A 26,985-nucleotide genomic window follows, 5' to 3' on the forward strand; every position below is an offset into this window, starting at 1 on the left:
GCTGCCCGGGCACCCGGACGCGGATCAACCGGGCCGGCGGCGACCACTAGACTCTGCGGCATGGCAAAGCCCCAGGAGAAGGTCTCGTTCGGCCAGCGGCTGAAGCAGATCGGGATGGTGTTCCAGTTCACCGCCAAGCAGGACCGGTGGTTCGCGCCGTTGGTCGCCGCGGCGGTGCTGATCCCGCTCGCGCTCACCGTGGTCGCGGTCATCCTCTGGGGCTGGATCTGGCTGCCGCTGGGCATCCTGTTCATCCTGCTCGCGGTGCTGATCGTGCTCAACCTGCGGTCCAACAAGGCGATGATGAACGCCGCCGAGGGGCAACCCGGCGCGGCGGCGCAGATCATGGAGAACATGCGCGGCGACTGGCGGGTGACCCCGGCGGTCAGCTCGACCACCCAGATGGACATGGTCCACCTGGTGATCGGCCGTCCGGGCGTGATCCTGCTGGCCGAGGGCAACCCGCAGCGGGTGCGCGGCCTGCTCGGCCAGGAGAAGCGGCGGCTGTCCAAGGTGATCGGCTCCGCTCCCCTGCACGACTACGTGATCGGGCAGGAGGAGGGCGAGCTGCCGATCCGCAAGCTCCGCACGACGCTGCTGCGCCTGCCCCGCGCCCTCTCCGGCAAGGACGTCAACTCGCTGGACAAGCGACTCAAGGCGCTCACCGCCCGGCCGCAGATGCCCAAGGGCGCGATCCCGAAGAACATGCGGCCGCCAGGCGCCTTCCGCCAGTCGCGGGGCCGCTGACCCCTCAGTCGTACGCGCAAAGAGCCGGACCCGTACGGGTCCGGCTCTTTCGTCGTACACCCGCATCGCGCCCGCCCCGACGCGCCACCCACCCTTGCCGTCCCCATGCTCGATCTTGATCGTCAACCCACACCGCCTCGTCGATCATGGAATTGTGGTGGGTGACAAAGTGCCCGTACAGCACCAAGCCAGGCACCACAACTCCATGATCGACCGAGTTCGGCGGCGCGGGGGGGTGGGTGGGGGGTGGGTCGGTTGGGTCAGCCGCGGGGAGCGTCGACGATGACCGAGTCGGCGAGGCGGTCGTGCAGGCCCCGGCGGTGCTCGTCCATGATCAGCGCGGGGACGACCAGGGCCAGCAGCAGGCCCCGGATCAGCCCCCGGAGCACGCCGATCCGGCCGCCGTCGTGCCAGTTCACGCAGCGGATCTTGGTGATGTACATACCTGGCGTCTGGGCGAACAGGCCGAGGAAGATGCCGTACACCAGGACCAGTACCAGCACCGGGGCCCAGCCGTCGCGTACCGGGTCGGCGAAGAGGTTGGACGCCAGCAGGCAGAGCACCCAGTCGATGATCAGCGCCCCGAACCGCCGGCCGAGGCTCGGCGCGGTGAAGGTGGGGTCGGTGGCCGGCGCTGCCGGGAGGTGCGGATTGGTCACAGCGCTCAAGGGTATCCGCGCCGGTATGAGGGTCTGCCGGGTGCCGCCGCCACTGTGTGCCGATTCCGGCCAAAGGCATCAGATGTCACTACACTGGCACAGTCGGTACGGCGTTCCTGGCGGGCCGCAGGCGTGGACACGGGCGTCGCTGACCCTCCGCGAGGGACGTAACACGGCAGAAACAACGGAGACACGGCCGGGCAACCCCCCGGCCCTAGCGTCGCCAGAAGCCTAGCCACCCCGTGGACGTGCCAGGAGGATGTGTGTTCGCCAATCCCGAGGAACTGCTGCGATACCTCAAGAACGAGGACGTGAAGTTCGTCGACGTTCGTTTCTGTGACCTGCCCGGCGTGATGCAGCACTTCAACCTGCCGGTCGAGTCCGTCAACGACGACCTCTTCACCGACGGCCTCGCGTTCGACGGTTCGTCGATCCGCGGTTTCCAGGCGATCCACGAGTCGGACATGCTCCTGCTCCCGGATGTCGCCACCGCGTTCATCGACCCGTTCCGCGCGCAGAAGACGCTCGCGCTCAACTTCTTCATTCACGACCCGTTCACCCGCGAGGCCTACAGCCGCGACCCGCGCAACGTCGCGAAGAAGGCCGAGGCGTACCTGGCGGCGAGCGGCATCGCCGACACCGCGTACTTCGGCGCGGAGGCGGAGTTCTACATCTTCGACTCGATCCGCCACGAGACCTCGGCGCACCAGTCGTTCTACTACATCGACTCGGTCGAGGGCGCGTGGAACACCGGCCGCGAGGAGCCGGGCGGCAACCGCGGCTACAAGACCGCGTACAAGGGCGGCTACTTCCCGGTGCCGCCGGTCGACCACTACGCCGACCTGCGGGACTCGATCGTGCGCCGGCTGGTCGACACCGGTTTCACCGTGGAGCGTTCGCACCACGAGGTGGGCACCGCCGGTCAGTCCGAGATCAACTACAAGTTCTCGACGCTGCTGCACGCCGCCGACCAGCTCCAGCTCTTCAAGTACATCGTGAAGAACGAGGCGTGGGCCAACGGCAAGACCGCGACGTTCATGCCCAAGCCGCTCTTCGGTGACAACGGCTCCGGCATGCACACCCACCAGAGCCTCTGGCTCAACGGTGAGCCGCTGTTCTACGACGAGACCGGCTACGCGGGTCTGTCCGACATGGCCCGCTGGTACATCGGCGGTCTGCTGCACCACGCGCCGTCGCTGCTGGCCTTCACCAACCCGACGGTCAACTCGTACCGTCGCCTGGTGCCGGGCTTCGAGGCGCCGGTCAACCTGGTCTACTCGCAGCGCAACCGGTCCGCCTGCACCCGCATCCCGGTGACCGGCAGCAACCCGAAGGCCAAGCGCGTCGAGTTCCGCGTTCCGGACCCGTCGGCCAACGTCTACCTGGCCTTCTCGGCCATGATGATGGCCGGCCTCGACGGCATCAAGAGCAAGATCGAGCCGCCGACGCCGATCGACAAGGACCTCTACGACCTCCCGCCGGAGGAGTGGGGCGACGTCAAGCAGGTGCCGGGCTCGCTGCCGGCAGTGCTCGACTCGCTGGAGGCCGACCACGACTACCTGCTCGACGGTGGCGTCTTCACCCCCGACCTGATCTCCACCTGGGTCGACTGGAAGCGCGCCAACGAGGTCGACCCGGTGCGCCTGCGCCCGACCCCGCACGAGTTCGCCATGTACTACGACTGCTGAGCCTGCTCAAGGCTCTGAACTGCACCAACAGGATCGATACTGATCTTGGGTACAGGTTGGGTACAACCTCACGGACGGCGGTCATGCCCGGCTCACAGCCGGCGTGGTCGCCGTTTCGTGTTGGCCGAGCGCACCGTCGATGAGCAGCCGGGTCCGGTCGAGCACGTCCGGCCACTCGTGGACGTAGGTGTTGAGCGTGATGGTCGGCGTGCTGTGCCCCAACGCGAGCTGCACCGTCTTCACCGACGCGCCCGCGTGGATCAGCACCGTCGCGTAGTAGTGCCGTAGTCCGTGAATCCCCCACCGCGCCGGCAGGCCGACCGCTTCCCGCGCGCTCGCCCACGCCCGCGAGAAGGTCGCCGCGTTGACGGGCTCGCCGCCGACACCCTTGAACAGCAGGCGTGCGGCCCGGCGGACCGGCCGGCGACGGTCCGTGTCGTCGTCGACCTCGACCGCGTCGCACCCGTCGGCCAGGTGCTGACGCGTTACTAGTTGGGAGGATTCACGAAGGGGTAGCGCCGGAAGCCCAGCGTCCAATCTCCTTTACCGTCGGCAGGCCATCAAGGTGGCCAAACTGAACGCGGTATGTGGTTCCATGTACGTCTCGTAAAACGATTGTCCAAGCGCCCAGCTCGGTGTCGTGGCTGTGCCCAATCGGAGTCAGTTCGTCATCGCTCTTGGGTAGGGGATCAAGTCCATCAAAGTCTCGGGCATAGTGGCTGACGACCGTCCATCTAGCTAGGTCCTCGGCCTCTGTCCGGCTAAGCGTCTTGCGACTCTCATACTCGGGCATCCCTCGTTTGCTGGCGCGGCTCGCGAGGAGCTTCAGAAAGGCCATCACCGCAGCACCGATCAGGGCTTCGCCGCCGGAGTCGGCGACGAAAAGAGCGAGCCGGACCACTTCACCGCTGTCCGCACCCCAGCTGGTACGACCGCGTTCCTCCCGCACTTGGTACGGCAGCTCGGCAGCCTGCGCGATCTCCTCAGCCTCACGTCGAAGATTCGCTAGTTCAGCCTCGGGGACGAGGAACTGTCCGACCCATGCCTGTGAGGGCGCGGCACCAGGCCAGTCCTTCAGGCCGATGCACACCATCACCTCCGCCGTTGGTCGATCGGGCAGGAGAAGGCTCCCTAGTTCGTCCGTGGTCACTCCTCAAGTCACTCCGCGCCTCAACGTAAGGCATGAGTGCACCTACAGGTGCGCTCAGATCTCCTCAGCGGGCAGAGTCGCCAGACCCGTCCAGCCTCCCCGGACGCTGGTAGCCGTTGTGGTGCCCGGCGCAGGGGTGGCCTACTGAGCTTTAAGGAGGGCCCGGGTTCGGGGCGGAGCCCCGAGGAATTCGGACCTGGTCGCCCCCCTCAATCGCCCTGCCAGCCCGGCTGATGCCGGCCGGAGGCCGGCAGCAACGCGGAGTCTGGCCGGTGCGGCCCGCTTTGGGGGATGCCTTGATCTGGAAAGGCCCGCTTCAGCACCGCGCGGCCCCTCGCCTCCCTGTCGATTCAGTCCATCCGATCACGTGGTTCTGCCCGGATTCTCGCCGTGAGAACTTTCCATACGTCTTCAAGGCGGCCCTGCGGGCCGCTGCGCGCCGCTCGGGGCACGCCGCGCCTTGCCGCTTCGCTACCGGCGCGGCGACCCCGGCTGCGCGCGACCACCGGCGGACACGCCGAAGCCCCGGAGCTCCATCGCTGGAGTTCCGAGGCATGAAGTCGCTGGCTGCTATCGAAGCTCGTAGGTGAACCGGTCGCTCCAGCCGAACCGTTCGTCCTGCTCGACGACGCGGTCCAGCACCTCACAGATGCGGTCGAACTGCGCCGCGCCGAGCTGACGTCGGCTGACACTCGCGTCGTGCCAGACGAGCTGCACCGGTCGTTCGATGTCGGTGGAGAGCCGATCCCAGAGGGCATCCAGGTTGCGTCCGTAGTAGGGGCCGAAGTCGAGCTGGCTCTCCAAGATTCGGTGGAAGTCCTGTTCCGACCGCACATCCGCCCCACGAACGTCGACTAGCATCCCGCCCCCATCGCCTTCGCAATGTGCCTCATTATCGGGGCAACGACACTCGCCGAGCGGTGCTCCCATGCGTGCTGCGGTCGGGTTCCTGCCGTGAATGCCTCCGGCGGGTAGGGCCTCCGGCCCTACGACCCGGGGATGGCCTCCGGCGACCGGGGCTACTCGCCCCGGACCCTCGGCGACTCTGGGATGCCCCGGCCCGGACCGGGTACCCGTCGCACACCGGAGGCCACCAGACCGCGCCGACCTGGTCCACCTCGGAACCGCTCGCACACACCACCACCCCAAGATCGTTAGGTACACGAGGGATACAGATGCCGCCTGGAAACACTGGACAACGATGGAAGTTGATATACGACGTCCGCCCTGCTCAACGGCTCGATCGACGCCACTCCCCCAGGTCAGCCACCATGCGCGGTTAGTTCGCCATGTACTACGACTGCTGAGCAGTCACCGCACCACCGGCCGGGCCGGCTCCGCGTCAGCGGGGCCGGCCCGGCCCGTTTCGACCCCCCCGCTATGCCTTCGCGTCCGATATATTGCGACGGTGGACACACCGCTACGCGAACCCACCTTCCTGATCCTCACCGCGCTCGCCGCCGAGCCGATGCACGGCTACGGGCTGATCCACGAGGTCGCCGCCCTCTCCGACAACCGCGTGTCGCTTCGCCCCGGGACGCTCTACGGGGCCCTCGACCGGCTCGTCGACGCCGGCCTCGTCGAGGTCGACCGGGAGGAGGTGGTGGACGGTCGGCTGCGTCGCTACTACCGCCTCTCCCCCGGCGGCGAGACCACGTTGAGCGCCGAGACCGAGCGGCTGCGTCGCAACGTCGAAGCCGCAACCACCCAACTCTCCAAGCGGGCTCGCGCCGCCCGCCCCGTCACCCCGCGTACGGTCGGAGGGCTGGCGTGAACGACCTGGAACGGCGTTACCTCCGGCTGTTGCGCGCGTACCCCGCCGAGTACCGGCGCGCCCGCGGCGCCGAAATCGTCGGCACCTACCTCGACCTGGCCGCCAGTGACCAACGCTGGCCCACACCGGCGGACGCCGCGGACCTGGTGCGCGGCGGCCTCCGCCAGCGGCTGCGGGCCGCGGGCGTCACCGGTCTGGTTGCCGGGGTACGCCTCGCGGCGCTGCTGTCCCTCGTCACCGCTAGCGCTCTCGCTGGTGTGTGGGGTGTGGCAGAGCAACATCCGCCGCCCGCGGAGTGGGGAGTCCCGCACGTCGGCCCCTTCGTCTCGCTCGGTGTCGTCGCGTGGGCGGCATGGTTGCTGGTGGCGGTGGTGACGGCCGTCGCGCCGAGTCGGGTCGCCCGGCTGGCCACCACCGTCGCGCTCCTGCTCACTCTGGCGCTGCCGCCGGTGGCCGCTGTGCTCGACGCCCCCCGACCACCGCTGTTCGTGCTTCTGCCGCAGGTGGTCCTGGGCCTGCTCGGGCTCGCCCTGCCCGACCGACTTCCGACGGCGATCCGGCTCACGCCACTGCTGTCCGCACTGTTGACGCTGGTGGCGACGGAGTTGCTGGTCGGCTTGGACGCAGTCGACAGCTACTACGGCATCACCATGACGATCTTCCTGCCCTCCGTCGGCGGACTGCTGCTTGTCGTCGGGGCGCTGCTGGCGACGGGTTTGGCTGCGGGCGGGGACACCCGCGGCGGCTGGGCGCTCGTCACACTGCTCACCCCCGCCGGCTTCCTGACGGTGCCCGGCCTGGCTGACAGCCTCAACTCGGCACACGGTGGTGTCACCTTCACGGACCTGGCCGCGAGCGCGGTCGCCGTCGCGGTCGTCGGTCCGGCCGTACTGCTCCTGACAGTCCTCGTTCGCGCCCGCCGGCCTGCCACCACCCCGACCCCGAGCCGACAGTGCCCCACCTGTGGAACGCGGGCCTGACCGCTCATGATCGTGCTCGATCCTGGATGTAGTGGCATCCGACGCTGCCCGACACCACTACATCCGGGATCGAGCGCGATCTTCGCGGGGGCGCTGGAGGGTGATTGCCAGCGCGGTCAGGAGCAGGGCGGTCATCGCCACCGCGCCGGGGGCCTTGGTGAACCGGGCCAGATTGGTGCCGTCGGGCAGGGTGAGGAAGGCCGCCGCCGAGGCCGGCAGCACGAACCATGTCGTCCGCCCGGCGGTGAGTGCGAGCAGCGCCAGGGGCCAGGTCGCGTACCAGGGGTGGAAGACCGGGGACAGCACGACGGTGGCGACCAGCGCCAGCGCCGCGCCGCGCAGCGCCACCCCGGGGCCGCTCCCCTCGACCTGCGCCACCCGTGGGACGTCGTCGGCACCGCGCAGCGCCCGCCAGGCCCGCCACCACAGCACTGCCAGCACCCCGGCGAGCAGCAGCAGGGCGACAGCGCGGAGCACCGGCACCGCCTGCGGGTCCCGGCCGACCAGCGCGCCGGCGTAGTCAACGACGAAGCCGACGGCGGTGGGTGGTGACGTCCACTGCTCGGAGTCGCCGCTGTGCGTCAGCCCGCCCACCCAGCCGAACCCGAGACCGGACGCCGCCGAGGTGACCAGCACCGCGCCGACGAGCCCTCCGGCCAGCCAGCCGCCGTCGCGCAACAGCGCCCGCCAGGTGTACCGGCCGCGCACCCCGGCCAACACGGCGAACGGCACCACCACCACGGCGGTGGCCTTCGCCGTGACCGCCAGGCCGAGCAGCGCCCCGGCCAGCAGCAGCGCCGCCGGCCTACCCGGTCGCCGGATCGCCATCAGCAGCCCGCTGAGCAGCAGACCCAGCATCACCGCGTCGTTGTGCGCCCCGGCCACCAGGTGCACCCCGACCAACGGCCCGGCCAGCGCAAGCCAGGCGGCCCGCCGGATCGGCACCCCGGCGGCGCGGGCCAGACCGGGCAGGCAGTACGCAGCCAGCAGAACGCCCGCCACGGCGATGACCCGCAGTGTCACGACCGTGCCGGTCAACCCGCCACCGACACCCACCGCGAGCGCGGCGAGCAGGACGAAGACCGGCCCGTACGGTGCCGGGGTGTCCCGCCAGATCGGGGCGACAGTGTCCAGCCAGGGGCAGCCGGCCGCCGCCACCCCCACCGCGTACGGGTCGACGCCGTGCGCGTACGTCCAGCCCTGGCAGGCGTACGAGTAGACGTCCCGGCTGCCCAGCGGTGGCGCGACGAGCAGCGGCAGCGCCCACAGTCCGGCGGTGACGTACGCCCATCGGGTCGACGGGGCACCGTCGCGCAGCGACCACCACGCGCCGACCAGCAGCACGGTGCCGACCAGCCAGCAGGTCAGCGTGGCGGGGCCGTCCGGGGCACGCCAGATCGACGCGGGTGTGACGCCCAGCGGGGCGTCGGGCAGCGCTCCGCCGAGGTGTGCGGCCACGGCGAGCAGAACGGCGCCGAGCAGGCCGGCGTACCGGGAGAGAGCGGCACCGGGAGCGGTCACCGGCGCACCTTCCCTCAGTCGGCGGCGACCGGCTGACGGGCCGCCCGAGCCGACCGTACCAACCGGACGACCACCACGATCACCAACAGCGTCATCAGCGGCGCCCCGACCGTCTTGGTGTACCGGGGCAGCCCGGTGCCGTCCGGAAGGATCAGGAACGAGGCGACCAGGGCGACCACGACGAACCATCCGGTCCGCCGGGCGGTGGCGGCCAGCACGAACAACGGCCACGTCCAGTACCAGGGGTGCACCACCGGCGAGAGCGCGACCGTCACGGCGAGCGCGAGGCCGGCGTAGAACAGCGGGTCACGGGTGCGGGAACGCCACCAGAGCCAGACGAGCAGGACGGCCAGCACCACCACGGCGATCGCGCGGGTCGCCGGCAACGCGTCGATGTGAGCGCCGAACGGCACCGCGAGATAGTTGATGGTCTGCCCGATGGCGGTGGGTGGGGAGGTCCAGGCGATGGCGGCGCCGCCCTGGGAGAGTCCGCCGATCCAGCCGAAGTCCAGCCCACCGACGACTGTCACGCCGACCACTGTAGCGACCGCGCCGCCGACCACCCAGCCGCCGTCGCGGATCAGCGTCCGGATCCGGAACGGCCCGGCGGTGGCCGCCAGCGCGGCGAACGGCACCACCACCACGGCGGTGACCTTGATCGCCACGGCGACACCGAGGAGCAACCCGCCGACCAGCAGCAGCCCGCGTCGGCCCGGGTGGGAGGCCACCACGGCCAGCCCACCGACCAGTGCGGCGAGCATCAGCACGTCGTTGTGGGGGCCACCGATCAGGTGCGTCGCGACCAGCGGGCAGCCCAGCGCCAACCACACCGCCCGGCCGGCCGGAACCCCGGCTCGGCGGGCCAGCACCGGCAGCGCCCACGCGGTCAGCGCCACGCCGACCAGCGACAGGGCCCGGAACAGCACGATGCTGGCGGTCAGCGAACCGGTGACCTCGACCACCGCGCCCGCGATGAGCACGAACAGCGGCCCGTACGGCGCCGGGGTGTCCCGCCAGATGACCGAAACCGTGTCCAGCCAGGGGCAGGGCAGTGCGGACACACCCTGCTCGTACGGGCTGATGCCGGCGGCGAAGCTGGCGCCCTGGCACGCGTACGCGTAGACGTCCCGGCTGCCGAAGGGGGGTGCGACGAGCAGCGGCAGCAGCCACAGGCCCACGGTGACCAGCGCCCAACGGGTCGACGGCACGCCGTCACGCAGCGCCCACCAGGCGTACGCCAGCAGGCCGGTGCCGACTGCCCAGGCGGCGAGAATCAGCGGGCCGTTGGGGCCCTGCCAGATGCTGACCGGGGTGCTGCGCAGCGGGCCGCTGGGGAACGCTCCCCCGAGGAACGCGGACAGCGCGATCAGCGTCGAGCCGGCCAGGCCGGTCCAGCGCGCGAGGTGGGAAGGCACGCCCGACATGCTGCCAGCACTCCGGTCGGGCAGCGACGGCAGGCACCGTCAGCAGTGCTGGGCCGGGGCCAGGCTGCTGGAGATCGTGTAGTCGCCGGCCGAGCGGACCCGTACCTCGGTGAACCCGTCCGCGCCCTGTCGCACGCAGCCGTCCGGGCCGTCCAGCGACAGCCAGCGGGACCAGCGCACCCGCACCGGCACGTCGCCGGGCGCGGCGGTCAGCCGCACCGAGCCCCGGTCGGCGGCGACGAGCTGGCCGGGTGCGCCGACCAGCGGCGTCGGGTCGGCGACCGCGTACAGCCGCCAGGTCGGATCACGCCAGACCTCCCGCAGGTACGGCAGGCCGGCGCGGATCAACGCGGCCTCGTCGCGGCCCCACCGGTCGGCCGGGGCGTCCGGTGCGATCGCCACGTACGTCACCGCCTCGCCGTGGAGCCACCGCTGGTAGGTCTGCGCGTTCAGGGTGCCGTCGTAGAACAGCGCGTTGCGGTCACTGTCGACCTGGCGTTCCCAGCCCCGGGCCAACGGCACTGTCGGTGGCAGGTACGCGGACTCCCAGTGGTCGCGCAGTGGCACCACCTCGACCCGTCCGGCGGGCTGGAGACGTTGCAGTTCCTCGACGAGCGGGCGGTGGAACGCCGGGGCGCTCTCCGGGGCACCGGCCCGGGTGACGTCGCTCGTCATCACCGGCGACTGCCACCACACCGTCGCGGCGAGCAGCCCGGCCAGCCACGGCGTCGGCAGCGGCGCGTACCCGGCCAGCACGGGCAGCGCGAAGAGCATCGGCAGCCGCAGCGCGTTGGAACCGATCGGGCTGGGCACGTAGTACGCCCCGATCAGGAGCAGCACGGTGAGCACCGCGCCGATGCGCAGCACCCGGCGGCGGCGCGGCAGCAGGACCGCCACCAGCACGGCGAGGGCGACGTTGATCCGCATCGACTCGGCCGAGTACGGCTGGGTGCCGCCGTTGCCGAACAGGACCGCGATCGGCGCCACGGTGACGATCGGCGCCAGGGCCAGGACGAGTCCCTCGGCCAGTGGAGCCTCGGCCCGCCATCCACCCGCCAGCGCCCGCCCCGGCCCGTCGCCGCGCCGCACTGCCGCCAGCAGCAGCGCGGCCCCGGCCAGCCCGGTGAACAGGCCGGCGACCGGGCTCGCCGCCGTCGCCACCGCGGCGCAGGCGGCGGCGAGGGCCAACCGGACCGGACGCGGCGGGCGTTCGGTGCTGATCGCGCAGAGCGCCAGCAGGCCGAACGTCAGCCCGACGGCGAAGGTGACCCGCCCGCTCGCCAGGTTGCCGACCAGGACCACGGCACCGAGGACGCCGGCCAACAGCGGGCGTCGGGCCCGGTTGCGGGCGAACAGCCAGGCCAGCGCGAACGCGCCGAGCACGGCGGCGACCGCCCCCAGTGGACGCACCCCGACCAACGCGCCCAACCGGGCGGTGAACAGGCTGTAGCCGTACTGGTTGACGCCGCCGTACCAACCGAGGTCGAGGGGCGTCGCACCGTACCGGTCGGCGAAGTCGGCGCGGGCCACCTGCGCCGCGAGGTCGGTGCCCATCCGGGGCGCGAGCAGGAACGCGACGGCGAGCAGCACCGCCACCCCGGTCGCCGCCACCCAGCCGGTGCGCCGCCCGAGCGGGCGTGGCGACACCTCAGGCATCGAGGACCCGTTCGGCCGCGGCGCGGGAGCGACGGCCGGTGCGCAGGTACTCGTCGAGGAACTCCCCCGGGTCGTCGCGGCCGAGCAGCCGGGCCACCCCGGCCAACTCCACCCCGTGCCGGGGCAGTTGGTCGCCGGCCCGGCCCCGGACCAGCATCAACGCGTTGCGGACCTGGGCGGCCAGGGTCCAACCGGCGGCCATCTCCGCGGCGTCGGCCGGGTCGATCAGGCCGGCCCGCTCGGCCGCCGCGAGGACGTCGAGGGTACGCGTGCCGCGCAGCGCCGGGTTCGCGCCGGCGTGCCGGAGCTGGACGAGTTGCACCGCCCACTCCACGTCGGCGAGCCCACCGCGACCCAGCTTGGTGTGGGTGGCCGGGTCGGCACCCCGGGGCAGCCGTTCGGTCTCCACCCGGGCCTTGATCCGCCGGATCTCGACGACCTGCTCGCGGGTCAGCCCGTCGGCCGGGTACCGCACCGGCTCGATCATCGCCTCGAACTCGGCGCCCAGGCCCGCGTCGCCGCAGACGAACCGGGCGCGCAGCAGCGCCTGCGCCTCCCACACCCGCGACCAGCGGGCGTAGTACGCCGCGTACGCGGCGAGGCTGCGGACCAGCGGACCCTGCCGACCCTCCGGGCGCAGGTCGGCGTCGACCCCCAGCGGCGGGTCGGGGGCGGGCACGCCGAGCAGTCGACGAAGTTCCTCGGCGATCGCGTGCGCGGCGGCGCTGGCGGCGCTCTCGCCGACCCCGGCGGGCGGGTCGTAGACGAAGAGCACGTCGGCGTCGGAGAGGTAGTTCGACTCGTACCCGCCGAGCCGGCCCATGCCGATCACCGCGAACCGCAACCCTTCCGGCGCGGGTTGGCTGGCCTGGGCGGCCCGCAGCGCGGCGGCCAGGGTGGCGTCGGTGACGTCCGCGAGCGCCGTACCGACCTGGGTGATGTCGGACAGGCCGGGAGCCGGCCGGTTCGCGCCGTCCGGTCGGGTGGGTGTGGGTGCGAGCGAACCCGCCCGGCAGAGCACGTCGGCGCAGGCCACCCGGACCAGTTCCCGACGGCGCAGCGCGCGCACCGCGCTGGTCGCCTCCACCGGGTCGGCGTGCCGGGCCGCCGCCGCCAGGAACCCCTCCCGCAGCACCTCCGGCGGGCGCGGGGCCAGCTCGTTCTCCTCGGCCAACAGCCGCAGCGCCTCCGGATCACGGGCCAGCAGGTCGGCCACGTACCGGGACAGGGCGAGGACCCGGGCGAGCCGGCGGGCGACCGGGCCCCCGTCGCGCAACAGCCGCAAATACCAGGGGGTGCTGCCCAGCTTGTCGGAGACCTTGCGGTAGTTGAGCAGCCCCCGGTCCGGCTCCGGCGCGTCGGCGAACTCGCTGAGCAGCACCGGCAACAGCGTGCGCTGGATGGCGGCTGTGCGGCTCACCCCTCCGGTGAGCGCCTGGAGGTGACGCAGCGCCCCGGCCGGGTCGGCGAAGCCGAGGATCTCCAGGCGGTTGCGGGCCGCCTCCGGGGTAAGTCGCAACCCGTCGGCCGGCACCCGGGCCACCGACTCCAGCAGCGGCCGGTACAGCAGTTTGGCGTGCAGTCGGCGTACCTCGGTGGCGTGGGTGACCCACTCGGCCCGGAAGCTCTCCACCGCGCTGCGCCCCGGCGCGGCCGTGAAACCCAGCGCGGCGGCGAGCCAGCGCAACGCGCCCGGCTCGGCGGGCACCGTGTGCGTACGACGTAGCCCTTGGAGTTGCAGTCGGTGCTCGACGCTGCGCAGGAAACGGTAGCCGCGCAGCAGGGCCTCGCCGTCGGCCCGACCGACGTAGCCGCCGGCGACCAAGGCGCGCAACGCCGGGATGGTGCCCGGCTCGCGGAGCGTCTCGTCGCCGCGACCGTGCACGAGTTGCAGCAACTGGACGGCGAACTCGATGTCGCGCAGCCCGCCGGGACCGCGCTTGATCTCGCGTTCCAGCTCCTTCGGCGGGATGTTGTCGATGATCCGGCGACGCATGGCGCGGACGTCCTCGACCGCCTCGGGTCGTTCGGCGGCCCGCCAGACCAGCGGCGCGAGCTGGTCGATCCACTCCTGGGCCAGCGGCAGGTCACCGGCGGCCGGGCGGGCCTTCAGCAGCGCCTGGAACTCCCAGGTGCGTGCCCACCGCCGGTAGTAGGCCAGGTGGCTGGCGAGGGTCCGCACCAGCGGGCCCCGGCTGCCCTCGGGGCGCAGCGCGGCGTCGACCGGCCAGGCGACCAGCCCACAGATGGAGATCAACCGGGTCGCCACCTGGGTCGCGGCGGACAGGTCGGCGTCCTCGGCGGCGACGAAGATGACGTCCACGTCGGAGACGTAGTTCAGCTCGCCGCCGCCGCACTTGCCCATCGCCACGACCGCCAGCCGGGGCCGCTCGGTGCCGTCGGCCAGCTCGGCGACAGCGATCTCGTACGCCGCTGACAGCGTCGCGTCGGCCAGCGCGGAGAGCGCGGCCATCGTCTGCTCCAGGCCGCGACCGCCGGTGAGGTCGGCCGCCGCGATTCGCAACAACGCCAGGCGGTACGCGGTCCGCAGCGCCGCCACCGGGTGGCCGCCGTCGGCCGGCTCCAGCCGCCCCTCGGCGATCGGGGCGAGCCCATCCGGGGCGGTCCGCAGCGCCTGGTAGTGCTCGGGGTGGGCCACCAGGTGGTCGCCGAGCGCCGACGAGGCACCGAGCACCGCCACCAGCCGCCGCCGCAGCCCGGGGTCGTTGTGCAGGTCCGCGAGCAGCGGCGACTCGACACCGCCATCGGTGGCGCGGCTCCCGGCGGTGCCGTCGGCGCTGCGGCTCTCCGCTTCCACGATGCGGTGCAGCTGCCGCAGCGCCAGGTCCGGGTCGGCGGCCCGGGACAGCGCGGCGAGCAACTCCGCGGCGGCCTCGTCGACCGGCTCCTGCTCGGCCGGCTGCCACAGCCGCAGCCCCTGCGGGCCGAGCAGGTCCGCGGCGCGCGCGCCGCCGTCGCCCTCGGCGGTGCCGAAGCCGTACCGGGCGAGCCGGCCCGGTGCCCTGGTCGGCCGGCTCATCAGTGCCCGAGCAGCGGCAGGCCGCGCCGCGTCGTGCTGTCGTCCAACTCGCCGAGGGCCAGCGCGGCGAACCGGGCGGCGAACGGTTGCCAGACCTCCTCGATGTCGGCCAGCACCGAGGCGCAGGCCGCTACCACCAGCTCCGGGTCGTAGCCCAGCTCGGCGAGTTGGGTCGAGTCGGTGGCCCAGTCGGCGATCATCGCGGCGTCGCACTCGATGTGGAACTGCAACCCCCACGCCCGGTCACCGAGGCGGAACGCCTGATGCGGGTAGCGGGTGGACGCGGCCAGCAGGGTGGCACCCCGGGGCAGCTCGGTGATCTCGTCGGAGTGCCACTGGAGCACGTCCGGGATCAACGGCACGTACCGGAACAGCGGATCGTTCTCGGCGGCGTCGCGCCGGCCGACCACGCCGGGACCGATCTCCGGCCCGGACGGGCTGCGCTCCACCAGGCCGGCGTGCGCGGTGGCGAGCAGCTGCGCGCCCAGGCAGACCGCCAGGGTCGGCACCCGGTACCGGACCGCCTTGCGCAGCAGGCCCTCCACTGCGGGAAACCACTGTGCGCCGGGCGAGCCGTCCGGCAACGGGTACGCCTGTTGGTCGCCGCCGAGCACCACCAGCGCCGCGTACCCCTCCAGGTCGGCGGGGAGCTCGTCGCCGGCGTGCGGGCGAACCACCCACAGCTCCAGCCCAGCCTCGGTCAGCCACTCACCCAGCCGGCGCGCGTCGTCCGTCGGGTCGTTCTCGATCACCAGCGCGGTTGCCACCCGTCGAGGCTAGCCGGTACGCCGCACGGCGCCACGCCCCGGCACAGGGTGGCGGTGAGCGGGCCCGCTACGGCTCAGCTGACCCGCAGCGCGTCGATCAATCGGGACAGCGCCGCCTGGGTGGCGGCCAGGTCGGCCGGGTCTGTCGATCCGGCCAGCCAGAGCGCCGCCTCGTTCATCGCGCCGGAGAGCAGGTGGGACAGTGGCGCCACCGGCTGCGGGGCAATCATGCCCGCCGCGATGAGGTCGGCGAGCGCGTCGGCCAGGTGGCGACCCGAGGCGGCCTCGTCCAGGGCCCGCCACTCGTGCCAGCCGAGCACGGCGGGCCCGTCGATCAGCATGATCCGCTGGAATTCGGGATCGGCGCTGGCCGTGAGGAACGCCTGGCAGCCGGCGGTGAGGCGGGACCATGGGTCCGGTTGGGCATCGGCGATGGCGGCGACCCGGTCCCCCACCTCCTGCTGCACCTGGGTCAGCACCGCCTGGAACAGCTCGACCTTGCTCGCGAAGTGGTGGTAGAGCGCACCCTTGGTGACCCCGGCCGCGCTCACGATCTCGGCGAGACCGACCGCCTGATAGCCACGGGTGGCGAAGAGCTGCCGACTCTGCAGCAACAGGGACCGCCGGGTCTGGTCCCGCCGCTCCTCGCGCACTCCCTGGCCCATCATGCCTCCCAATTGACATACCAACGGTATGCGAAATACGGTAGTTGACATACCGACGGTACGCGAAGGAGTCCCAGTGAATCTCACCAGCTTCTACCCGGTCATCTGCACGACCCGGCTGGCCGAGTGCCACGACTTCTACCGGCACTTCCTGGGATTCGAGACGACCTTCGAGGCCAACTGGTACGTGAGCCTGCGCCGCCCCGGCCCTCCGGCGTACGAACTGGCACTGCTCGACCACCGGCATCCGACAGTCCCGGCGGCCTACCGGAAGCCGGTGCGGGGGCTGCTGCTGAACCTCGAGGTCACCGACGTCGACGCGGAGTGGGAAAGGCTTGTCGTCCACGGCGGGCTCCACCCGGAACTGACGCTGCGCGACGAGGACTTCGGGCAACGGCACTTCATCCTCGCCGACCCCGCGGGCGTGCTGATCGACGTGATCACACCCATCCCGCCGGCACCGGACTGGGCCGAGCGGTACACCGACAATTGAGTCACCAGCGAGGCTAAGCTGTGCCGCTGTGCCCGTAAGCCCTGCCGCTGTGCCCAACCACCACGAGGTAACCGCCGCCGTACGCCCGCCCGTGCTGCGCCCGGGTGACACGGTGCTGCTGGTGTCGCCGTCCGGGCCGACCTCGCCGGAGCGGGTGGCCCGGGGCATGGAGCTGCTCACCGGCTGGGGCCTTCGCCCGGTGCCGGCACCGAACGCGTACGCCCGCCACGGCTACCTCGCCGGCACCGACGACCTGCGCGCCGCCGACCTGAACGCGGCCTTCGCCGACCCGCAGGTGCGCGGAGTGATCTGCACCCGCGGCGGTTACGGCGCCCAACGGATCGTGGACGCCATCGACATGGACGTCGTCCGCCGTGACCCGAAGGTGGTGGCCGGCTTCTCGGACATCACCGCGTTGCAGTTCGCGCTGTGGCGGGGCGCCCGCCTCGCCGGCGTGCACGGCCCGGGGGCGGCCTGGCGCGACGAGCGGACGCCGCTGCGCTCCGCCGAGTCCCTGCACGCGGCGCTGATGACGACCGAACCGGTGTCGATCACCGCGGTCCCCACCGAGGAGACCTTCGGCGTACGCGTCCCGGGTCGCGCCACCGGCACCCTGCTCGGCGGCAACCTGTGCATGATCGCCGCGTCGATCGGCACCCCGGACCTGCCCGACCTGACCGGTGCGGTGCTGTTGATCGAGGACGTGCAGGAACCCCCGTACAAGGTCGACCGGATGCTCACCCACCTGCGCCGGGCCGGCGCACTGGACGGGCTGGCCGGGGTGGCGGTCGGGCAGTTCACCGACTGCGGCGACGGCTGGGACACCACGATCGTCGACGTCCTCTCCGAACGCCTCGGGGACCTGGGCGTACCGGTCCTCGGCGGCCTTCCGATCGGCCACGGACCCAACCAACTCACCGTCCCAGTAGGCACCCAGGCCACCCTCGACACCACCACCGCAACCCTCACCACAACCCCCGCGGTCCAATAACCCCCGGCCCCCTTCCCCCTCCCCCGCCTCGGCACCGTTGATCATGAAGTTGTTGTCACTTCCACGGCGTGTCGCGGCAATAACTTCATGATCACCGCAGGGCCGGGGTGAGGGGGCGGCGGTGGGGGTGGGATGGGTTAGGGGGTTAAGTGGGCTATTGCTCCTGTTTCCAGGGCTGACCAGATGCCCTTCGGGGTGCGGGTGATGCCGTGGGGTTCGGAGTTGGGGGTGAGTAGCGGGTAGCTCTCGATCCGCCCGGTGGGATCGAGGTGACCGATCCGGTTGGCGCCCCACTCGGTGAACCACGCGCCGCCGTCCGCGTCGGCCACTATCGCGTGCGGACGGGCCGCCCGGTCCGGCAAAGGGACCTCGACGATCTCGCCATCCGGGTCGATCCGGCCGAGTTGGCCGGCCGCGATCTCCACGAACCAGATGGTGCCGTCGTCGCCGCAGGTGATGCCGACCGGCCCGGCGTTCACTGTGGGTAGCGGATACAGCGTCACGGTGCCGTCGAGGTCGATCCGGCCGACCGCGTTCGCCTGGTTGAGGGTGAACCACAGCGCCCGGTCCGCGCCGGCAGTGATCATCGAAGCGAACCCGCCGGTCACCGGCAGCGGGAACGCGTTGTGGGTGCCGTCGGTCTCCACCCGGCCGATCGTGTCGGAGGTCATCCCGGTGTACCAGAGCGCGCCATCGGGTCCGGCCGCGATGCCGCACGGCCCGGTGCCGTCGGGCAGGGCGATGGTGCGCTGCTCGCCGTCGACGGTGATCCGGCCGATCCGGTCGTCGCCCGAGCGGGTGAACCAGAGCGCCCCGTCCGGCCCGGTCGTGATGATCAGCGGGCGGCTGCCCGCCGGCTCCAGCGGGTAGGTCCGGACCGCGCCGTCGGGCGAGAACCGGGCGATCCCGCCGGCCTGGGCCAGCGTCAGCCACAACGCGCCGTCCGGGCCAGGCGTGATGCCGTACGGCCCAGAATCCGGCCCGGTGAGTGGAATCTCCCGAATTTCGACGGTCATGTCGCGTCCTTCCGTCGGTGATCGTCCACCCTGACCCTCAGCCAGCGACGACACAACCGATTTCGGCTACCGCCGGCCAGGATTGTCAGCTCGCTGACAGGGTCGCCATGGCTTCCGCCCAGGCTGCCCGGTCACTGTCGGTCACGACAGCGCACGTAGACCGAACCTCTGGAGGACAGCATGTCCCGCACCATCCGTAGGAAGCACCTGCTGGCCGGCCTGGCCACCGCCGGCGTCCTCGGCGTCGGGATCGCGGCCCCGACGATCGCGTTCGCCGCCGACGCGCCCACGCCGGCTCCGAGCAGCAGCACCGCCCCGGCTCCGGGTGCCAAGGCCGACCGGCAGGGTGAGTTCGCCGAGGCCCTCGCCAAGGAACTGGGCGTGCCCACCGACAAGGTGACCGCCGCCCTGGAGAAGATCCGCGAGCAGCACCGGCCGGCCGACCGGCCCCAGCGGCCGTCCGCCGAGGACCGGCAGGCCGCGCTCAAGCAGCGCCTGGAGCAGGCGGTCAAGGACGGCAAGCTCACCCAGGAGCAGGCCGACGCCATCACCAAGGCCGTCGAGGCCGGCGTCTTCCCCGGCCCGGGCGGCCACCGTGGCCCGGGCGGCCCGCACGGTCCCGGTGGCCAGCACGGCGACGGTACGCCCGGCAAGTGATCCGACGGTCCGGCCCCGGCAGGCACTGACCGACCGGGGCCGGCCTTCGTACACCACCGGCGACCCCGGCACGCGCCGACCCGGCCCGGGCCGGCCTCGGCAGACCACCGGCGACCCCGGCACGCGCCGACCCGGCCCGGGCCGGCCTTGGCACACCACCGGCGACCCCGGCACGCGCCGACCTGGCCCGGGCCGGCCTTCGTACACCACGCGCGACCCCGGCACGCGCCGACCCGGCCCGGGCCGGCCTCGGCAGACCACCGGCGACCCCGGTCCGTCTGCCGGAACGGACCCCACCCGACCCGTTGCGGCTTGATCCACTCGGTTTTCGTGAAGTCGGGGCATCCGAGTGCGTCGGATACCCCGACTTCCTGAAAACGGAGTTGATCACCGGCTCCGGCTCAGCCACGCCACGCCACGCCAGGCCAGAGCAGGACCGGCCAGGCCAGGCCAGGCCGGAGCAGGGCCGGCCGAAGCAGGGCAGGCCGGAGCAGGGCCGGGCGAAGCAGGGCAGGCCGGAGCAGGGCCGGCCGAAGCAGGGCCGGCCGAAGCAGGGCCGGCCCTGGAACGGGTGGTCAGCTCTGCTGGGGCGGGGGCGAGAACACGCCTACGCGATTGCCGGTCGGGTCGAGCAGGTGGGCCGACGTGAGACCGCTCGGCGCCGTACGCGCCGGCACCAGCACCCGACCGCCGGCCGCTTCGGCCCGCTTGCAGGTCTCCTCGACGTCGGCGACCTCGGCGTAGAACACCGCGTAGTTCGGCGAACTCCCGTCGGTCGCGCGGATCGCCCCGCTGATCCCGGTGTCGCCACTGGCTCCGGTCACCCGGTAGGACGCGCCGTTGGCCGGCCCCTGCTCCTCGAAGGTCCAGCCGAACAGCTCTCCGTAGAACTTCTCCGCGGCCTCGGGCCGGTCGGCGCCGAATTCGAACCAGGTGATGGGCGTGGTGGACCTGGACATCTGTTGCCTCCAGAAATTTCCGGGCCGGCCGTTCGGCCGCCGTCCCCAGCAGTCTCGAGGCCGTTCGCGACAGCGTCCTGTCGGTGTTTCCGGATCATCCGGCCGAGTTGTCGTCGACGCGGCCCACCCCGGCCGGGTGGTCGTCGACGCGGCCCACCCCGGCCTGGTGGTCGTCGACGTCGATCCGTTTCAGACCAGGCTCAGCGGGCGGAGCCGTTCGTGCGGGATGTCGAGATCGGTCAGGTGCAGCTCCCGGGCCACCACGTCGGGCAGCGCCCGGACCGTCCGGATCCGGTCGGTGCGGAAGCAGCGCAGCTCGTCGCGCAGCCGGCACCAGGCCACCAGGTACCAGTGCCGGGAGTTGCCGAGGTAGCCGAGTGGCTCGACGTCACGGGTCGAGTCTGCGCCGGCGCGGTCGGCGTACCGGATGCGCAGCACCCGCCGCGCGGTGACCGCCTCGGCGACGGTGGCCGGGACGGGCGTGGCCGGCCCGTCGCCGATCAGGTGCACCCGGCCGGCGAGGCGGTGTGCCTCGGCGGCGTCGGCGGCCGGCAGCACCGCCACCAGCTTGCGCAGCGCGGTGCCGGCCGGCCCGGCGAACGGCGAGTCGGCGAGCCGGTGCAGCGCCACCGCCATCGCCACCGCCTCGGCGGCGGTCAGGTTGACCGGCGGCAGGGTGCGGGCGCGGTCCAGGACGTAGCCGCCGGTGCGCCCGGGCTCGGCCCAGATCGGCACCCCGGCCTCCTGCAACGCGCCGAGATCCCGTTCGATGGTCCGGCTGCTCACCTCGAAGCGGGCGGCCAGCCAGCGGGCGCTGCGCGGGCGTGGTGACACCGCCCGCAGCTCCTCGACCAGCGCGTACAGGCGATCCGTGCGGTTCATGCCCGGCACGCTACGGCCGGGGTACGACGCCCTCCGGCGACCGCCCGGTGACGTGCGCGCCTCGACCGTCGGAGATCTTGGACAGTTTCCGTCAGCGACTGACGGAAACTGTCCAAGATCTCCATGCGCGAAGACGCGCGCCCGAAGACGCGCGCCCGAAGACGCGCGCCCGCAGACGCACGGCCTCACGCGCACGGCCACACGCGCACGACCTCAGGCGATGCAGGCGCAGACGATCAGCGCAGCCCCGAAGTGGGTGGCGGCGCTGACCCGGGCGGCCGGGTGCGGCTCCGGGGAGCAGATGACCTCGCCGAGCTTGCCGGGGGTGAGCAGGTCCAGCACCACGAAGGCCAACGCCATGATCGCCAACCCGACCAGCCCGAAGAGCAACGTGGAGGCGAGCCCCTTGCCGAAGTCGCTGTAGCTGGTCAGGATCGCGGTGAAGACGATCCCGGCGATGCCGAGCTGGTTGGCGGCGAGCAGCAACCCCGCGTTGGCGTTGCGCTCGACCCAGATCAGGTCCCGTAGCCGGCCCGGGGTGAGCAGGTCGACGAGCCCGAACCCGGCGGCCATCAGCCCGACGCCGACGATCCCGAACACGACGCTCTGCCAGGCACCGCTGAGCAGATCCTCCAGCACCGACTTGCCTCCCGACTCTCCGCCCGGAGGGGTACCGGCGCGGTGATCGAGACGATAGCGGCAGCGCGCAATCGCGTCAGCCCCGCGCCTACAGCGCCAGGTAGCGCTGCCGCTCGTACGGGGTGACCTCGCGGCGGTACTGCTCCCACTCGGCCCGCTTGTTGCGCAGGAAGAAGTCGAAGACGTGCTCGCCGAGCACCTCCGCCACCAGTTCGGAGCCGGCCATCACGTCGATCGCCTCGGCGAGGTTCTCCGGCAGCGCCTCGTAGCCCATGGCGCGCCGTTCCGCGCTGGTCAGTGACCAGACGTCGTCCTCGGCGCCCGGCGGCAGCTCGTACCCCTCCTCGATGCCCTTGAGGCCGGCGCCGAGCAGCACCGCGAAGGCGAGGTACGGGTTGGTGGCCGAGTCCAGTGAGCGGACCTCGACCCGGGCCGAGTTGGGCTTGCCGTACGCGGGAACCCGGACCAGCGCGGACCGGTTGAGGTGCCCCCAGCAGACGTACGCCGGGCTCTCGGTGATCCGGTCGGGCAGGTGCTGCGGGAAGAGCCGCTTGTACGAGTTGACCCACTGGTTGGTGACGGCCGTGTACTCCCGGGCGTGCACCAGCAGGCCGGCGATGAACGACTTCGCCACCTTGGACAGCTTCATCGGGTCGCCGCTGTCGTGGAAGGCGTTGCGCTCCCCCTCGAACAGCGACAGGTGGGTGTGCATGCCGCTGCCCGGCTGGTCGGTGAACGGCTTCGGCATGAAGCTGGCCTGCACACCGGTGGAGAGCGCGACCTCCTTGACCACGTGCCGGAAGGTCATGATGTTGTCGGCGGTGGTCAGCGCGTCGGCGTAGCGCAGGTCGATCTCCTGCTGGCCGGGCGCGACCTCGTGGTGGCTGAACTCCACCGAGATGCCGATCCGTTCCAGCGCCAGCACGCCCTGGCGGCGGAAGTCCCGGGCCACGGCGTGGGTGGTGTGCTCGAAGTAGCCGCCGGTGTCGACCGGGGTGGGCACCGAGCCGTCCTGGGGGCCGTTCTCCAGCAGGAAGAACTCGATCTCGGGGTGGGTGTAGAAGGTGAAGCCCTTCTCGGCCGCCTTGGACAGGGCGCGGCGCAGCACGTGCCGGGGGTCCGCCCAGGACGGACTGCCGTCGGGCAGCAGGATGTCGCAGAACATCCGGGCGCTCTCGCCGCTGACCCCGCCCTCGAAGGGGAAGACCTGGAAGGTGGTCGGGTCGGGCATGGCCACCATGTCCGATTCGAAGACCCGGGCGAAGCCCTCGATCGCCGAGCCGTCGAAGCCGATGCCTTCCTCGAAGGCCGCCTCCAGCTCGGCGGGCGCCACCGAAACGCTCTTGAGCGTGCCCAGAACGTCGGTGAACCACAGCCGGACGAACCGGATGTCCCGCTCTTCCAGCGTCCGGAGGACGAACTCCTGCTGACGGTCCACTTCCCCAACCCCTCGCGACACTGTTTTGTCCGCCTTGGCCGGGCTGCGCCCGACCTGATCGCCCAGTCTTCCCGGGCCTGGTTACGCAGACGTTACGCGAACTGCCGCCGCCCGTCCCCTCGTGTCCCGCCCGGCGAGCGGGGGCCCCGGCCGGACCCGCGAGGTCCGCCGCCGGCCGGGCCGGGCTCCTGCCGTCGCGGCCCGGCCGGCCCGTGGCGGCAGGTGGCGGCAATCTCGTCCGAGGGTACGGATTGTCGCCACGAGGCTGGGGCAAGATGAAGGCATGCCCACCCTGCGTCTCGCCCTGTCCCAGGTCAACCCGACCGTCGGAGACATCGCCGGAAACGCCGACCTGGTCCGCAGCTGGACCCGCCAGGCCGCCGATGCCGGTGCCCAACTGGTGCTCTTCCCGGAGATGATGCTCACCGGTTACCCGGTCGAGGACCTGGTCTTCCGGCGGTCCTTCGTCGCCGCGTCCCGGGCGGCCGTCGAGCGGCTGGCCGCCGACCTGGCCGCCGACGGTCTCGGCGAGTTGCCGGTGGTGGTCGGCTACCTGGACGCCGACGGGCCGCCGCAGGTCAGCGGGGACGCCGAGGCGGGCCGGGGTGCCCGTAACGCCGCGGCGCTGCTGCACCGGGGCGTGGTGGCCGCCCGCTACTTCAAGCACCACCTGCCCAACTACGGGGTCTTCGACGAGGACCGGTACTTCGTCTCCGGTGACGAGCTGACCGTGGTGCGGATCGGCGGTGTGGACGTCGCGCTGACCATCTGCGAGGACCTGTGGCAGGCCGGCGGTCCGTTCGCCGCCGCCCGGCGGGCCGGCGTCGGGCTGGTCGTCAACATCAACGGCTCGCCGTACGAGCTGAACAAGGACGACATCCGGTTGCCGCTGGTCCGCCGCCGGGCCGCCGAGGCGGGTGCCGCCATCGCGTACGTCAACATGACCGGCGGCCAGGACGAGCTGGTCTTCGAGGGCGACTCGATGATCGTCACCGCGGACGGTGAGCTGCTGACCCGGGCCCCGCAGTTCGTCGAGCACCTGCTCGTACACGATGTCGAGCTGCCGGCCGCCGGCACCGCGCCGACCACCGAGACGGTGGCGGACGGCATGCGGATCGTGCACAGCATCCTGGACGGCGTTCCGCCCCTGCCGGCCGGCCCGGCCGTCACCGGCGGGCTGATCGAGCCGGTGGCCGACGAGGCCGAGGTGTGGCAGGCGCTGGTGCTGGGCCTGCGCGACTACGTCAACAAGAACCGGTTCCCCTCGGTGGTGCTCGGCCTCTCCGGCGGCATCGACTCGGCGGTGGTGGCCGCCCTCGCCGTCGACGCGCTCGGGCCGGACCGGGTGGTCGGGGTGTCGCTGCCCAGCCAGCACTCCTCGGAGCACTCCCGGGAGGACGCCGCCGACCTGGCCAAGCGCACCGGCCTGGACTACCGCGTCGAGCCGATCCAGCCGATGGTCGACGGTTTCCTGGCCAACCTGTCGCTGTCCGGGGTGGCAGTGGAGAACCTGCAGGCCCGGGTCCGTGGCGTGATCCTGATGGCGCTGTCGAACCAGGAGGGCCACCTGGTGCTGACCACCGGCAACAAGAGCGAGCTGGCGGTCGGCTACTCCACCCTGTACGGCGACTCGGTGGGCGGCTTCAACCCGGTCAAGGACGTCTGGAAGACGCTGATCTGGCGGCTGGCCAAGTGGCGGAACATGGACGCGGCGCGGCGCGGTGAGACCGCACCGATTCCGGAGAACTCGATCGGGAAGCCGCCCAGCGCCGAGCTGAGCCCGGGCCAGCTCGACAGCGACAGCCTGCCCGACTACGACGTCCTGGACCCGATCCTGATCGGTTACGTCGACGGCGACCTCGGCCGTGACGGGCTGGTCGAGTCGGGTCACGACCCGGCGATCGTGGACAAGGTGCTGCGGCTGGTGGATACCGCCGAGTACAAGCGACGGCAGTCGGCGCCAGGCACGAAGATCTCCATGAAGGCGTTCGGTCGGGACCGCCGTCTGCCGATCACGAACCGGTGGCGCGAGCACGGCTGAGCCGTACCCCTGGGGGTGCCGGGTCGGTGACGCGGCCCGGCGCCGCCGCACGGTGACCTGGCGGTCACGTCGCCGCCTTCTCGCCCCGGCCGGAGTGACATCTTGCACTGGGCCCTGCCGTCAGCCCGTCGCGCGGTGCGACGATCGCGACGGAACCCGGGGACCGCGCAGGCGGCCTCGAGGAAGGGAGACAGAGATGGTGGAGTCCACTCCGAACGAGGTGACCGCGTTGTACGGCGGCCCGGCCACCCGACGGGTCCGCACCCGCGACCTGATGGCCGCCAAGGAGCGCGGCGAACGGTGGCCGATGCTCACCTCGTACGACCAGTACACGGCGTCGATCTTCGATCAGGCGGGAGTCCCGGTACTGCTGGTCGGCGACTCGGCAGCGAACAACGTGTTCGGCTACGAGACGACCCTGCCGATCACCGTCGACGAGCTGCTCCCGTTGGTACGGGCGGTGGTGCGGGCGACCCGGCAGGCGCTGATCGTCGGTGACCTGCCGTTCGGCTCGTACGAGGAGGGCCCGGCCCAGGCGCTGCGGACCGCCGTCCGGTTCATGAAGGAGGGTGGCTGCCACGCGGTGAAGTTGGAGGGTGGCCGCCGTAACGCCGCGCAGATCGCCGCGATCGTCGGGGCCGGCATTCCGGTGATGGCGCACATCGGTTTCACCCCGCAGAGCGAGCACACCCTGGGCGGCTACCGGGTGCAGGGCCGGGGCGACACCGCCGACGAGGTGCTGGCCGACGCGCGGGCGGTGGCGGAGGCGGGCGCGTTCGCTGTGGTGCTGGAGATGGTGCCCGGCGAGGTGGCCAAGCGGATCACCCACGAGCTGCCGATTCCCACAGTGGGCATCGGTGCGGGCCCGGACACCGACGCGCAGGTGCTGGTCTGGCAGGACATGGCCGGGCTGCGGACCGGCAAGGCCCCCCGGTTCGTCAAGCGGTACGCGGACCTGGCCGGCGCGCTCACCGACGCCACCCGCCGGTTCGCCGACGAGGTCCGCGGCGGCGAGTTCCCCGCCGCCGAGCACACCTTCTAGCCAGCGGTGTCGGGGTGTCCCCCGCACGGGTGGGACACCCCGACACCGAGGCTCAGAGGTCGGTGACGCGGATGCCGGCGTGGGCCTTGTAGCGCTTGTTGATGGCGATCAGGTTGGCGGTGAACGCCTCGATCTGGTGGGCGTTGCGCAACCGGCCAGCGTAGATGCCCCGCATGCCGGGGATCCGGGCGGCGAGCGCGCCGACGATGTCGACCAGCTCACGGTCCTCGGTGCAGATCAGCACGTCCAGATCGATCCGGTCGACCTCGGGGTCGGCGAGCAGCGGTGCGCTGACGTGGTTGAACGCGGCGCAGACCCGGGAGTTGGGCAGCAGCGCGGCGGCCTGCTGCACGGCGCTGCCCTCGTCGACCGTCAACGCGTACGGGCCCTGCTTGTCGAAGCCGAGCGGGTTGACGCAGTCGACGACGATCCGGCCGGCGAGCGGCTCGGCGAGGGCGGCGACGGTGGCGGCGTGCCCGTCCCACGGCACCGCGATGATCACCACGTCGCTGCGTCGGGCCACCTCGTCGTTGGCGGCACCGGTGACGCTGCCGCTGGCCGGCACCCCGGGCAGGGCGGCGATCTCGGCCGCGGACTCGGCGGCCCGCTCGGCCGACCTCGATCCGATCAGCACCGTCTGACCGGCCCGCGCGAACCGGTAGGCGAGGCCCCGCCCCTGGTCGCCGGTGCCACCGATGATGCCGACCGTCAGCCCGGACACGTCGGGCAGCGTGCTCGCGTCGTATGCCATGGCCT

Annotated in this window: 25 protein-coding genes; 9 read left to right on the forward strand and 16 right to left on the reverse strand. The window is 72.0% G+C overall.

The genetic code is table 11. The features are described 5' to 3' along the window. The first annotated feature begins 60 nt into the window (after positions 1-60). On the forward strand, positions 61-747 hold the full coding sequence (locus AB0C03_RS12535) for a DUF4191 domain-containing protein (protein ID WP_030330083.1): 687 nt from the start codon (positions 61-63) through the stop codon (positions 745-747). 260 nt (positions 748-1,007) lie between these two features. On the opposite strand, the gene AB0C03_RS12540 is transcribed toward AB0C03_RS12535, so the two are convergent. Continuing rightward, positions 1,008-1,406, reverse strand: coding sequence for an RDD family protein (locus tag AB0C03_RS12540; protein ID WP_030330085.1), 399 nt, complete (start codon positions 1,404-1,406; stop codon positions 1,008-1,010). A 263-nt stretch (positions 1,407-1,669) separates the two neighbouring features. Here AB0C03_RS12540 and glnA (AB0C03_RS12545) point away from each other — a divergent pair, with 263 nt between their 5' ends. Beyond that, positions 1,670-3,094 (forward strand): type I glutamate--ammonia ligase, encoded by a 1,425-nt coding sequence (gene glnA, locus AB0C03_RS12545; protein WP_030330087.1) that lies wholly within the window; start codon positions 1,670-1,672, stop codon positions 3,092-3,094. Positions 3,095-3,175: 81 nt separating this feature from the next. On the opposite strand, the gene AB0C03_RS12550 is transcribed toward glnA (AB0C03_RS12545), so the two are convergent. The 3 genes from AB0C03_RS12550 to AB0C03_RS12560 form a co-directional block, all read right to left on the reverse strand. Beyond that, the gene (locus tag AB0C03_RS12550; RefSeq protein WP_357636534.1) at positions 3,176-3,631 is read right to left on the reverse strand and encodes a tyrosine-type recombinase/integrase; all 456 of its coding nucleotides are present in this window, start codon (positions 3,629-3,631) and stop codon (positions 3,176-3,178) included. Then, positions 3,597-4,244: a hypothetical protein gene (locus AB0C03_RS12555; RefSeq protein ID WP_357636537.1), complete on the reverse strand. Its 648-nt coding sequence runs from the start codon at positions 4,242-4,244 to the stop codon at positions 3,597-3,599. The genes AB0C03_RS12550 and AB0C03_RS12555 overlap by 35 nt, the downstream gene beginning before the upstream one ends. A gap of 570 nt (positions 4,245-4,814) precedes the next feature. After that, complete coding sequence (locus AB0C03_RS12560) at positions 4,815-5,105, reverse strand: barstar family protein (RefSeq protein ID WP_357636540.1); 291 nt, start codon at positions 5,103-5,105, stop codon at positions 4,815-4,817. Positions 5,106-5,652: 547 nt separating this feature from the next. On the opposite strand from AB0C03_RS12560, the gene AB0C03_RS12565 reads away from it, so the two are divergent. Next, the gene (locus AB0C03_RS12565; protein ID WP_030330089.1) at positions 5,653-6,018 is read left to right on the forward strand and encodes a PadR family transcriptional regulator; all 366 of its coding nucleotides are present in this window, start codon (positions 5,653-5,655) and stop codon (positions 6,016-6,018) included. After that, entirely contained in the window at positions 6,015-6,998 is a 984-nt protein-coding gene (locus AB0C03_RS12570; protein ID WP_357636543.1) for a hypothetical protein, read from the forward strand. The genes AB0C03_RS12565 and AB0C03_RS12570 overlap by 4 nt, the downstream gene beginning before the upstream one ends. Positions 6,999-7,055: 57 nt before the next feature. Here AB0C03_RS12570 and mptB (AB0C03_RS12575) read toward each other — a convergent pair whose 3' ends face one another. From mptB (AB0C03_RS12575) to AB0C03_RS12600, 6 genes are all read right to left on the reverse strand, one after another. Beyond that, on the reverse strand, positions 7,056-8,519 hold the full coding sequence (gene mptB / locus AB0C03_RS12575) for a polyprenol phosphomannose-dependent alpha 1,6 mannosyltransferase MptB (protein WP_357636546.1): 1,464 nt from the start codon (positions 8,517-8,519) through the stop codon (positions 7,056-7,058). Between the two features lie 14 nt (positions 8,520-8,533). Beyond that, on the reverse strand, positions 8,534-9,934 hold the full coding sequence (gene mptB / locus AB0C03_RS12580) for a polyprenol phosphomannose-dependent alpha 1,6 mannosyltransferase MptB (RefSeq protein WP_357636549.1): 1,401 nt from the start codon (positions 9,932-9,934) through the stop codon (positions 8,534-8,536). A 48-nt stretch (positions 9,935-9,982) separates the two neighbouring features. Continuing rightward, entirely contained in the window at positions 9,983-11,599 is a 1,617-nt protein-coding gene (locus AB0C03_RS12585) for a hypothetical protein (RefSeq protein ID WP_357636552.1), read from the reverse strand. Continuing rightward, positions 11,592-14,639, reverse strand: coding sequence for a bifunctional [glutamine synthetase] adenylyltransferase/[glutamine synthetase]-adenylyl-L-tyrosine phosphorylase (locus AB0C03_RS12590; RefSeq protein WP_030330098.1), 3,048 nt, complete (start codon positions 14,637-14,639; stop codon positions 11,592-11,594). The genes AB0C03_RS12585 and AB0C03_RS12590 overlap by 8 nt, the downstream gene beginning before the upstream one ends. After that, complete coding sequence (locus AB0C03_RS12595; protein ID WP_030330100.1) at positions 14,639-15,406, reverse strand: type 1 glutamine amidotransferase; 768 nt, start codon at positions 15,404-15,406, stop codon at positions 14,639-14,641. The genes AB0C03_RS12590 and AB0C03_RS12595 overlap by 1 nt, the downstream gene beginning before the upstream one ends. A 74-nt stretch (positions 15,407-15,480) precedes the next feature. Further along, complete coding sequence (locus AB0C03_RS12600; protein WP_030330102.1) at positions 15,481-16,071, reverse strand: TetR/AcrR family transcriptional regulator; 591 nt, start codon at positions 16,069-16,071, stop codon at positions 15,481-15,483. A 76-nt stretch (positions 16,072-16,147) separates the two neighbouring features. Between AB0C03_RS12600 and AB0C03_RS12605 the strand changes: the two genes are divergently transcribed. Both AB0C03_RS12605 and AB0C03_RS12610 read left to right on the forward strand, forming a co-directional pair. Beyond that, positions 16,148-16,564 carry a VOC family protein gene (locus AB0C03_RS12605; RefSeq protein ID WP_030330104.1) on the forward strand — a complete coding sequence of 139 codons (417 nt, stop codon included), beginning with the start codon at positions 16,148-16,150 and terminating at the stop codon, positions 16,562-16,564. Positions 16,565-16,592: 28 nt separating this feature from the next. Next, the gene (locus tag AB0C03_RS12610; RefSeq protein WP_357636558.1) at positions 16,593-17,555 is read left to right on the forward strand and encodes a S66 peptidase family protein; all 963 of its coding nucleotides are present in this window, start codon (positions 16,593-16,595) and stop codon (positions 17,553-17,555) included. A gap of 137 nt (positions 17,556-17,692) precedes the next feature. Here AB0C03_RS12610 and AB0C03_RS12615 read toward each other — a convergent pair whose 3' ends face one another. Then, positions 17,693-18,571, reverse strand: a complete 879-nt coding sequence (locus tag AB0C03_RS12615; RefSeq protein WP_357636561.1) for a Vgb family protein — start codon at positions 18,569-18,571, stop codon at positions 17,693-17,695. Between the two features lie 180 nt (positions 18,572-18,751). Between AB0C03_RS12615 and AB0C03_RS12620 the strand changes: the two genes are divergently transcribed. Next, positions 18,752-19,228, forward strand: a complete 477-nt coding sequence (locus AB0C03_RS12620; RefSeq protein ID WP_357636564.1) for a hypothetical protein — start codon at positions 18,752-18,754, stop codon at positions 19,226-19,228. Positions 19,229-19,803: 575 nt separating this feature from the next. On the opposite strand, the gene AB0C03_RS12625 is transcribed toward AB0C03_RS12620, so the two are convergent. From AB0C03_RS12625 to glnA (AB0C03_RS12640), 4 genes are all read right to left on the reverse strand, one after another. Beyond that, entirely contained in the window at positions 19,804-20,187 is a 384-nt protein-coding gene (locus tag AB0C03_RS12625) for a VOC family protein (RefSeq protein WP_357636567.1), read from the reverse strand. A gap of 189 nt (positions 20,188-20,376) precedes the next feature. Beyond that, positions 20,377-21,069, reverse strand: coding sequence for a helix-turn-helix transcriptional regulator (locus tag AB0C03_RS12630; protein ID WP_030330114.1), 693 nt, complete (start codon positions 21,067-21,069; stop codon positions 20,377-20,379). Between the two features lie 213 nt (positions 21,070-21,282). Then, positions 21,283-21,708: a DUF350 domain-containing protein gene (locus AB0C03_RS12635; protein ID WP_030330115.1), complete on the reverse strand. Its 426-nt coding sequence runs from the start codon at positions 21,706-21,708 to the stop codon at positions 21,283-21,285. 88 nt (positions 21,709-21,796) lie between these two features. Then, positions 21,797-23,146 carry a type I glutamate--ammonia ligase gene (gene glnA / locus AB0C03_RS12640; RefSeq protein ID WP_030330117.1) on the reverse strand — a complete coding sequence of 450 codons (1,350 nt, stop codon included), beginning with the start codon at positions 23,144-23,146 and terminating at the stop codon, positions 21,797-21,799. A gap of 283 nt (positions 23,147-23,429) precedes the next feature. Between glnA (AB0C03_RS12640) and AB0C03_RS12645 the strand changes: the two genes are divergently transcribed. Both AB0C03_RS12645 and panB read left to right on the forward strand, forming a co-directional pair. Next, the gene (locus AB0C03_RS12645; protein WP_210862815.1) at positions 23,430-25,187 is read left to right on the forward strand and encodes an NAD+ synthase; all 1,758 of its coding nucleotides are present in this window, start codon (positions 23,430-23,432) and stop codon (positions 25,185-25,187) included. A gap of 196 nt (positions 25,188-25,383) precedes the next feature. Beyond that, on the forward strand, positions 25,384-26,229 hold the full coding sequence (gene panB, locus AB0C03_RS12650; protein WP_210865449.1) for a 3-methyl-2-oxobutanoate hydroxymethyltransferase: 846 nt from the start codon (positions 25,384-25,386) through the stop codon (positions 26,227-26,229). Positions 26,230-26,281: 52 nt separating this feature from the next. Here the strand turns inward: panB and npdG are convergent, their stop codons facing one another. Beyond that, positions 26,282-26,980 (reverse strand): NADPH-dependent F420 reductase, encoded by a 699-nt coding sequence (gene npdG, locus AB0C03_RS12655; RefSeq protein WP_030330123.1) that lies wholly within the window; start codon positions 26,978-26,980, stop codon positions 26,282-26,284. Positions 26,981-26,985: the final 5 nt, after the last annotated feature.

The sequence above is a fragment of the Micromonospora parva genome (assembly GCF_040649675.1).
GTDB classification, from domain to species: domain Bacteria; phylum Actinomycetota; class Actinomycetes; order Mycobacteriales; family Micromonosporaceae; genus Micromonospora; species Micromonospora parva.

Coding starts and splice junctions, on each gene's coding strand:
- AB0C03_RS12620 (WP_357636564.1), top strand. CDS start 18,752: ATGTCCCGCACCATCCGTAGGAAGCACCTGCTGGCCGGCCTGGCCACC.
- panB (WP_210865449.1), top strand. CDS start 25,384: ATGGTGGAGTCCACTCCGAACGAGGTGACCGCGTTGTACGGCGGCCCG.
- AB0C03_RS12560 (WP_357636540.1), bottom strand. CDS start 5,105: ATGCTAGTCGACGTTCGTGGGGCGGATGTGCGGTCGGAACAGGACTTC.
- AB0C03_RS12630 (WP_030330114.1), bottom strand. CDS start 21,069: ATGAACCGCACGGATCGCCTGTACGCGCTGGTCGAGGAGCTGCGGGCG.
- AB0C03_RS12600 (WP_030330102.1), bottom strand. CDS start 16,071: ATGGGCCAGGGAGTGCGCGAGGAGCGGCGGGACCAGACCCGGCGGTCC.
- AB0C03_RS12585 (WP_357636552.1), bottom strand. CDS start 11,599: ATGCCTGAGGTGTCGCCACGCCCGCTCGGGCGGCGCACCGGCTGGGTG.
- AB0C03_RS12615 (WP_357636561.1), bottom strand. CDS start 18,571: ATGACCGTCGAAATTCGGGAGATTCCACTCACCGGGCCGGATTCTGGG.
- AB0C03_RS12625 (WP_357636567.1), bottom strand. CDS start 20,187: ATGTCCAGGTCCACCACGCCCATCACCTGGTTCGAATTCGGCGCCGAC.
- AB0C03_RS12535 (WP_030330083.1), top strand. CDS start 61: ATGGCAAAGCCCCAGGAGAAGGTCTCGTTCGGCCAGCGGCTGAAGCAG.
- AB0C03_RS12590 (WP_030330098.1), bottom strand. CDS start 14,639: ATGAGCCGGCCGACCAGGGCACCGGGCCGGCTCGCCCGGTACGGCTTC.
- AB0C03_RS12645 (WP_210862815.1), top strand. CDS start 23,430: ATGCCCACCCTGCGTCTCGCCCTGTCCCAGGTCAACCCGACCGTCGGA.
- npdG (WP_030330123.1), bottom strand. CDS start 26,980: ATGGCATACGACGCGAGCACGCTGCCCGACGTGTCCGGGCTGACGGTC.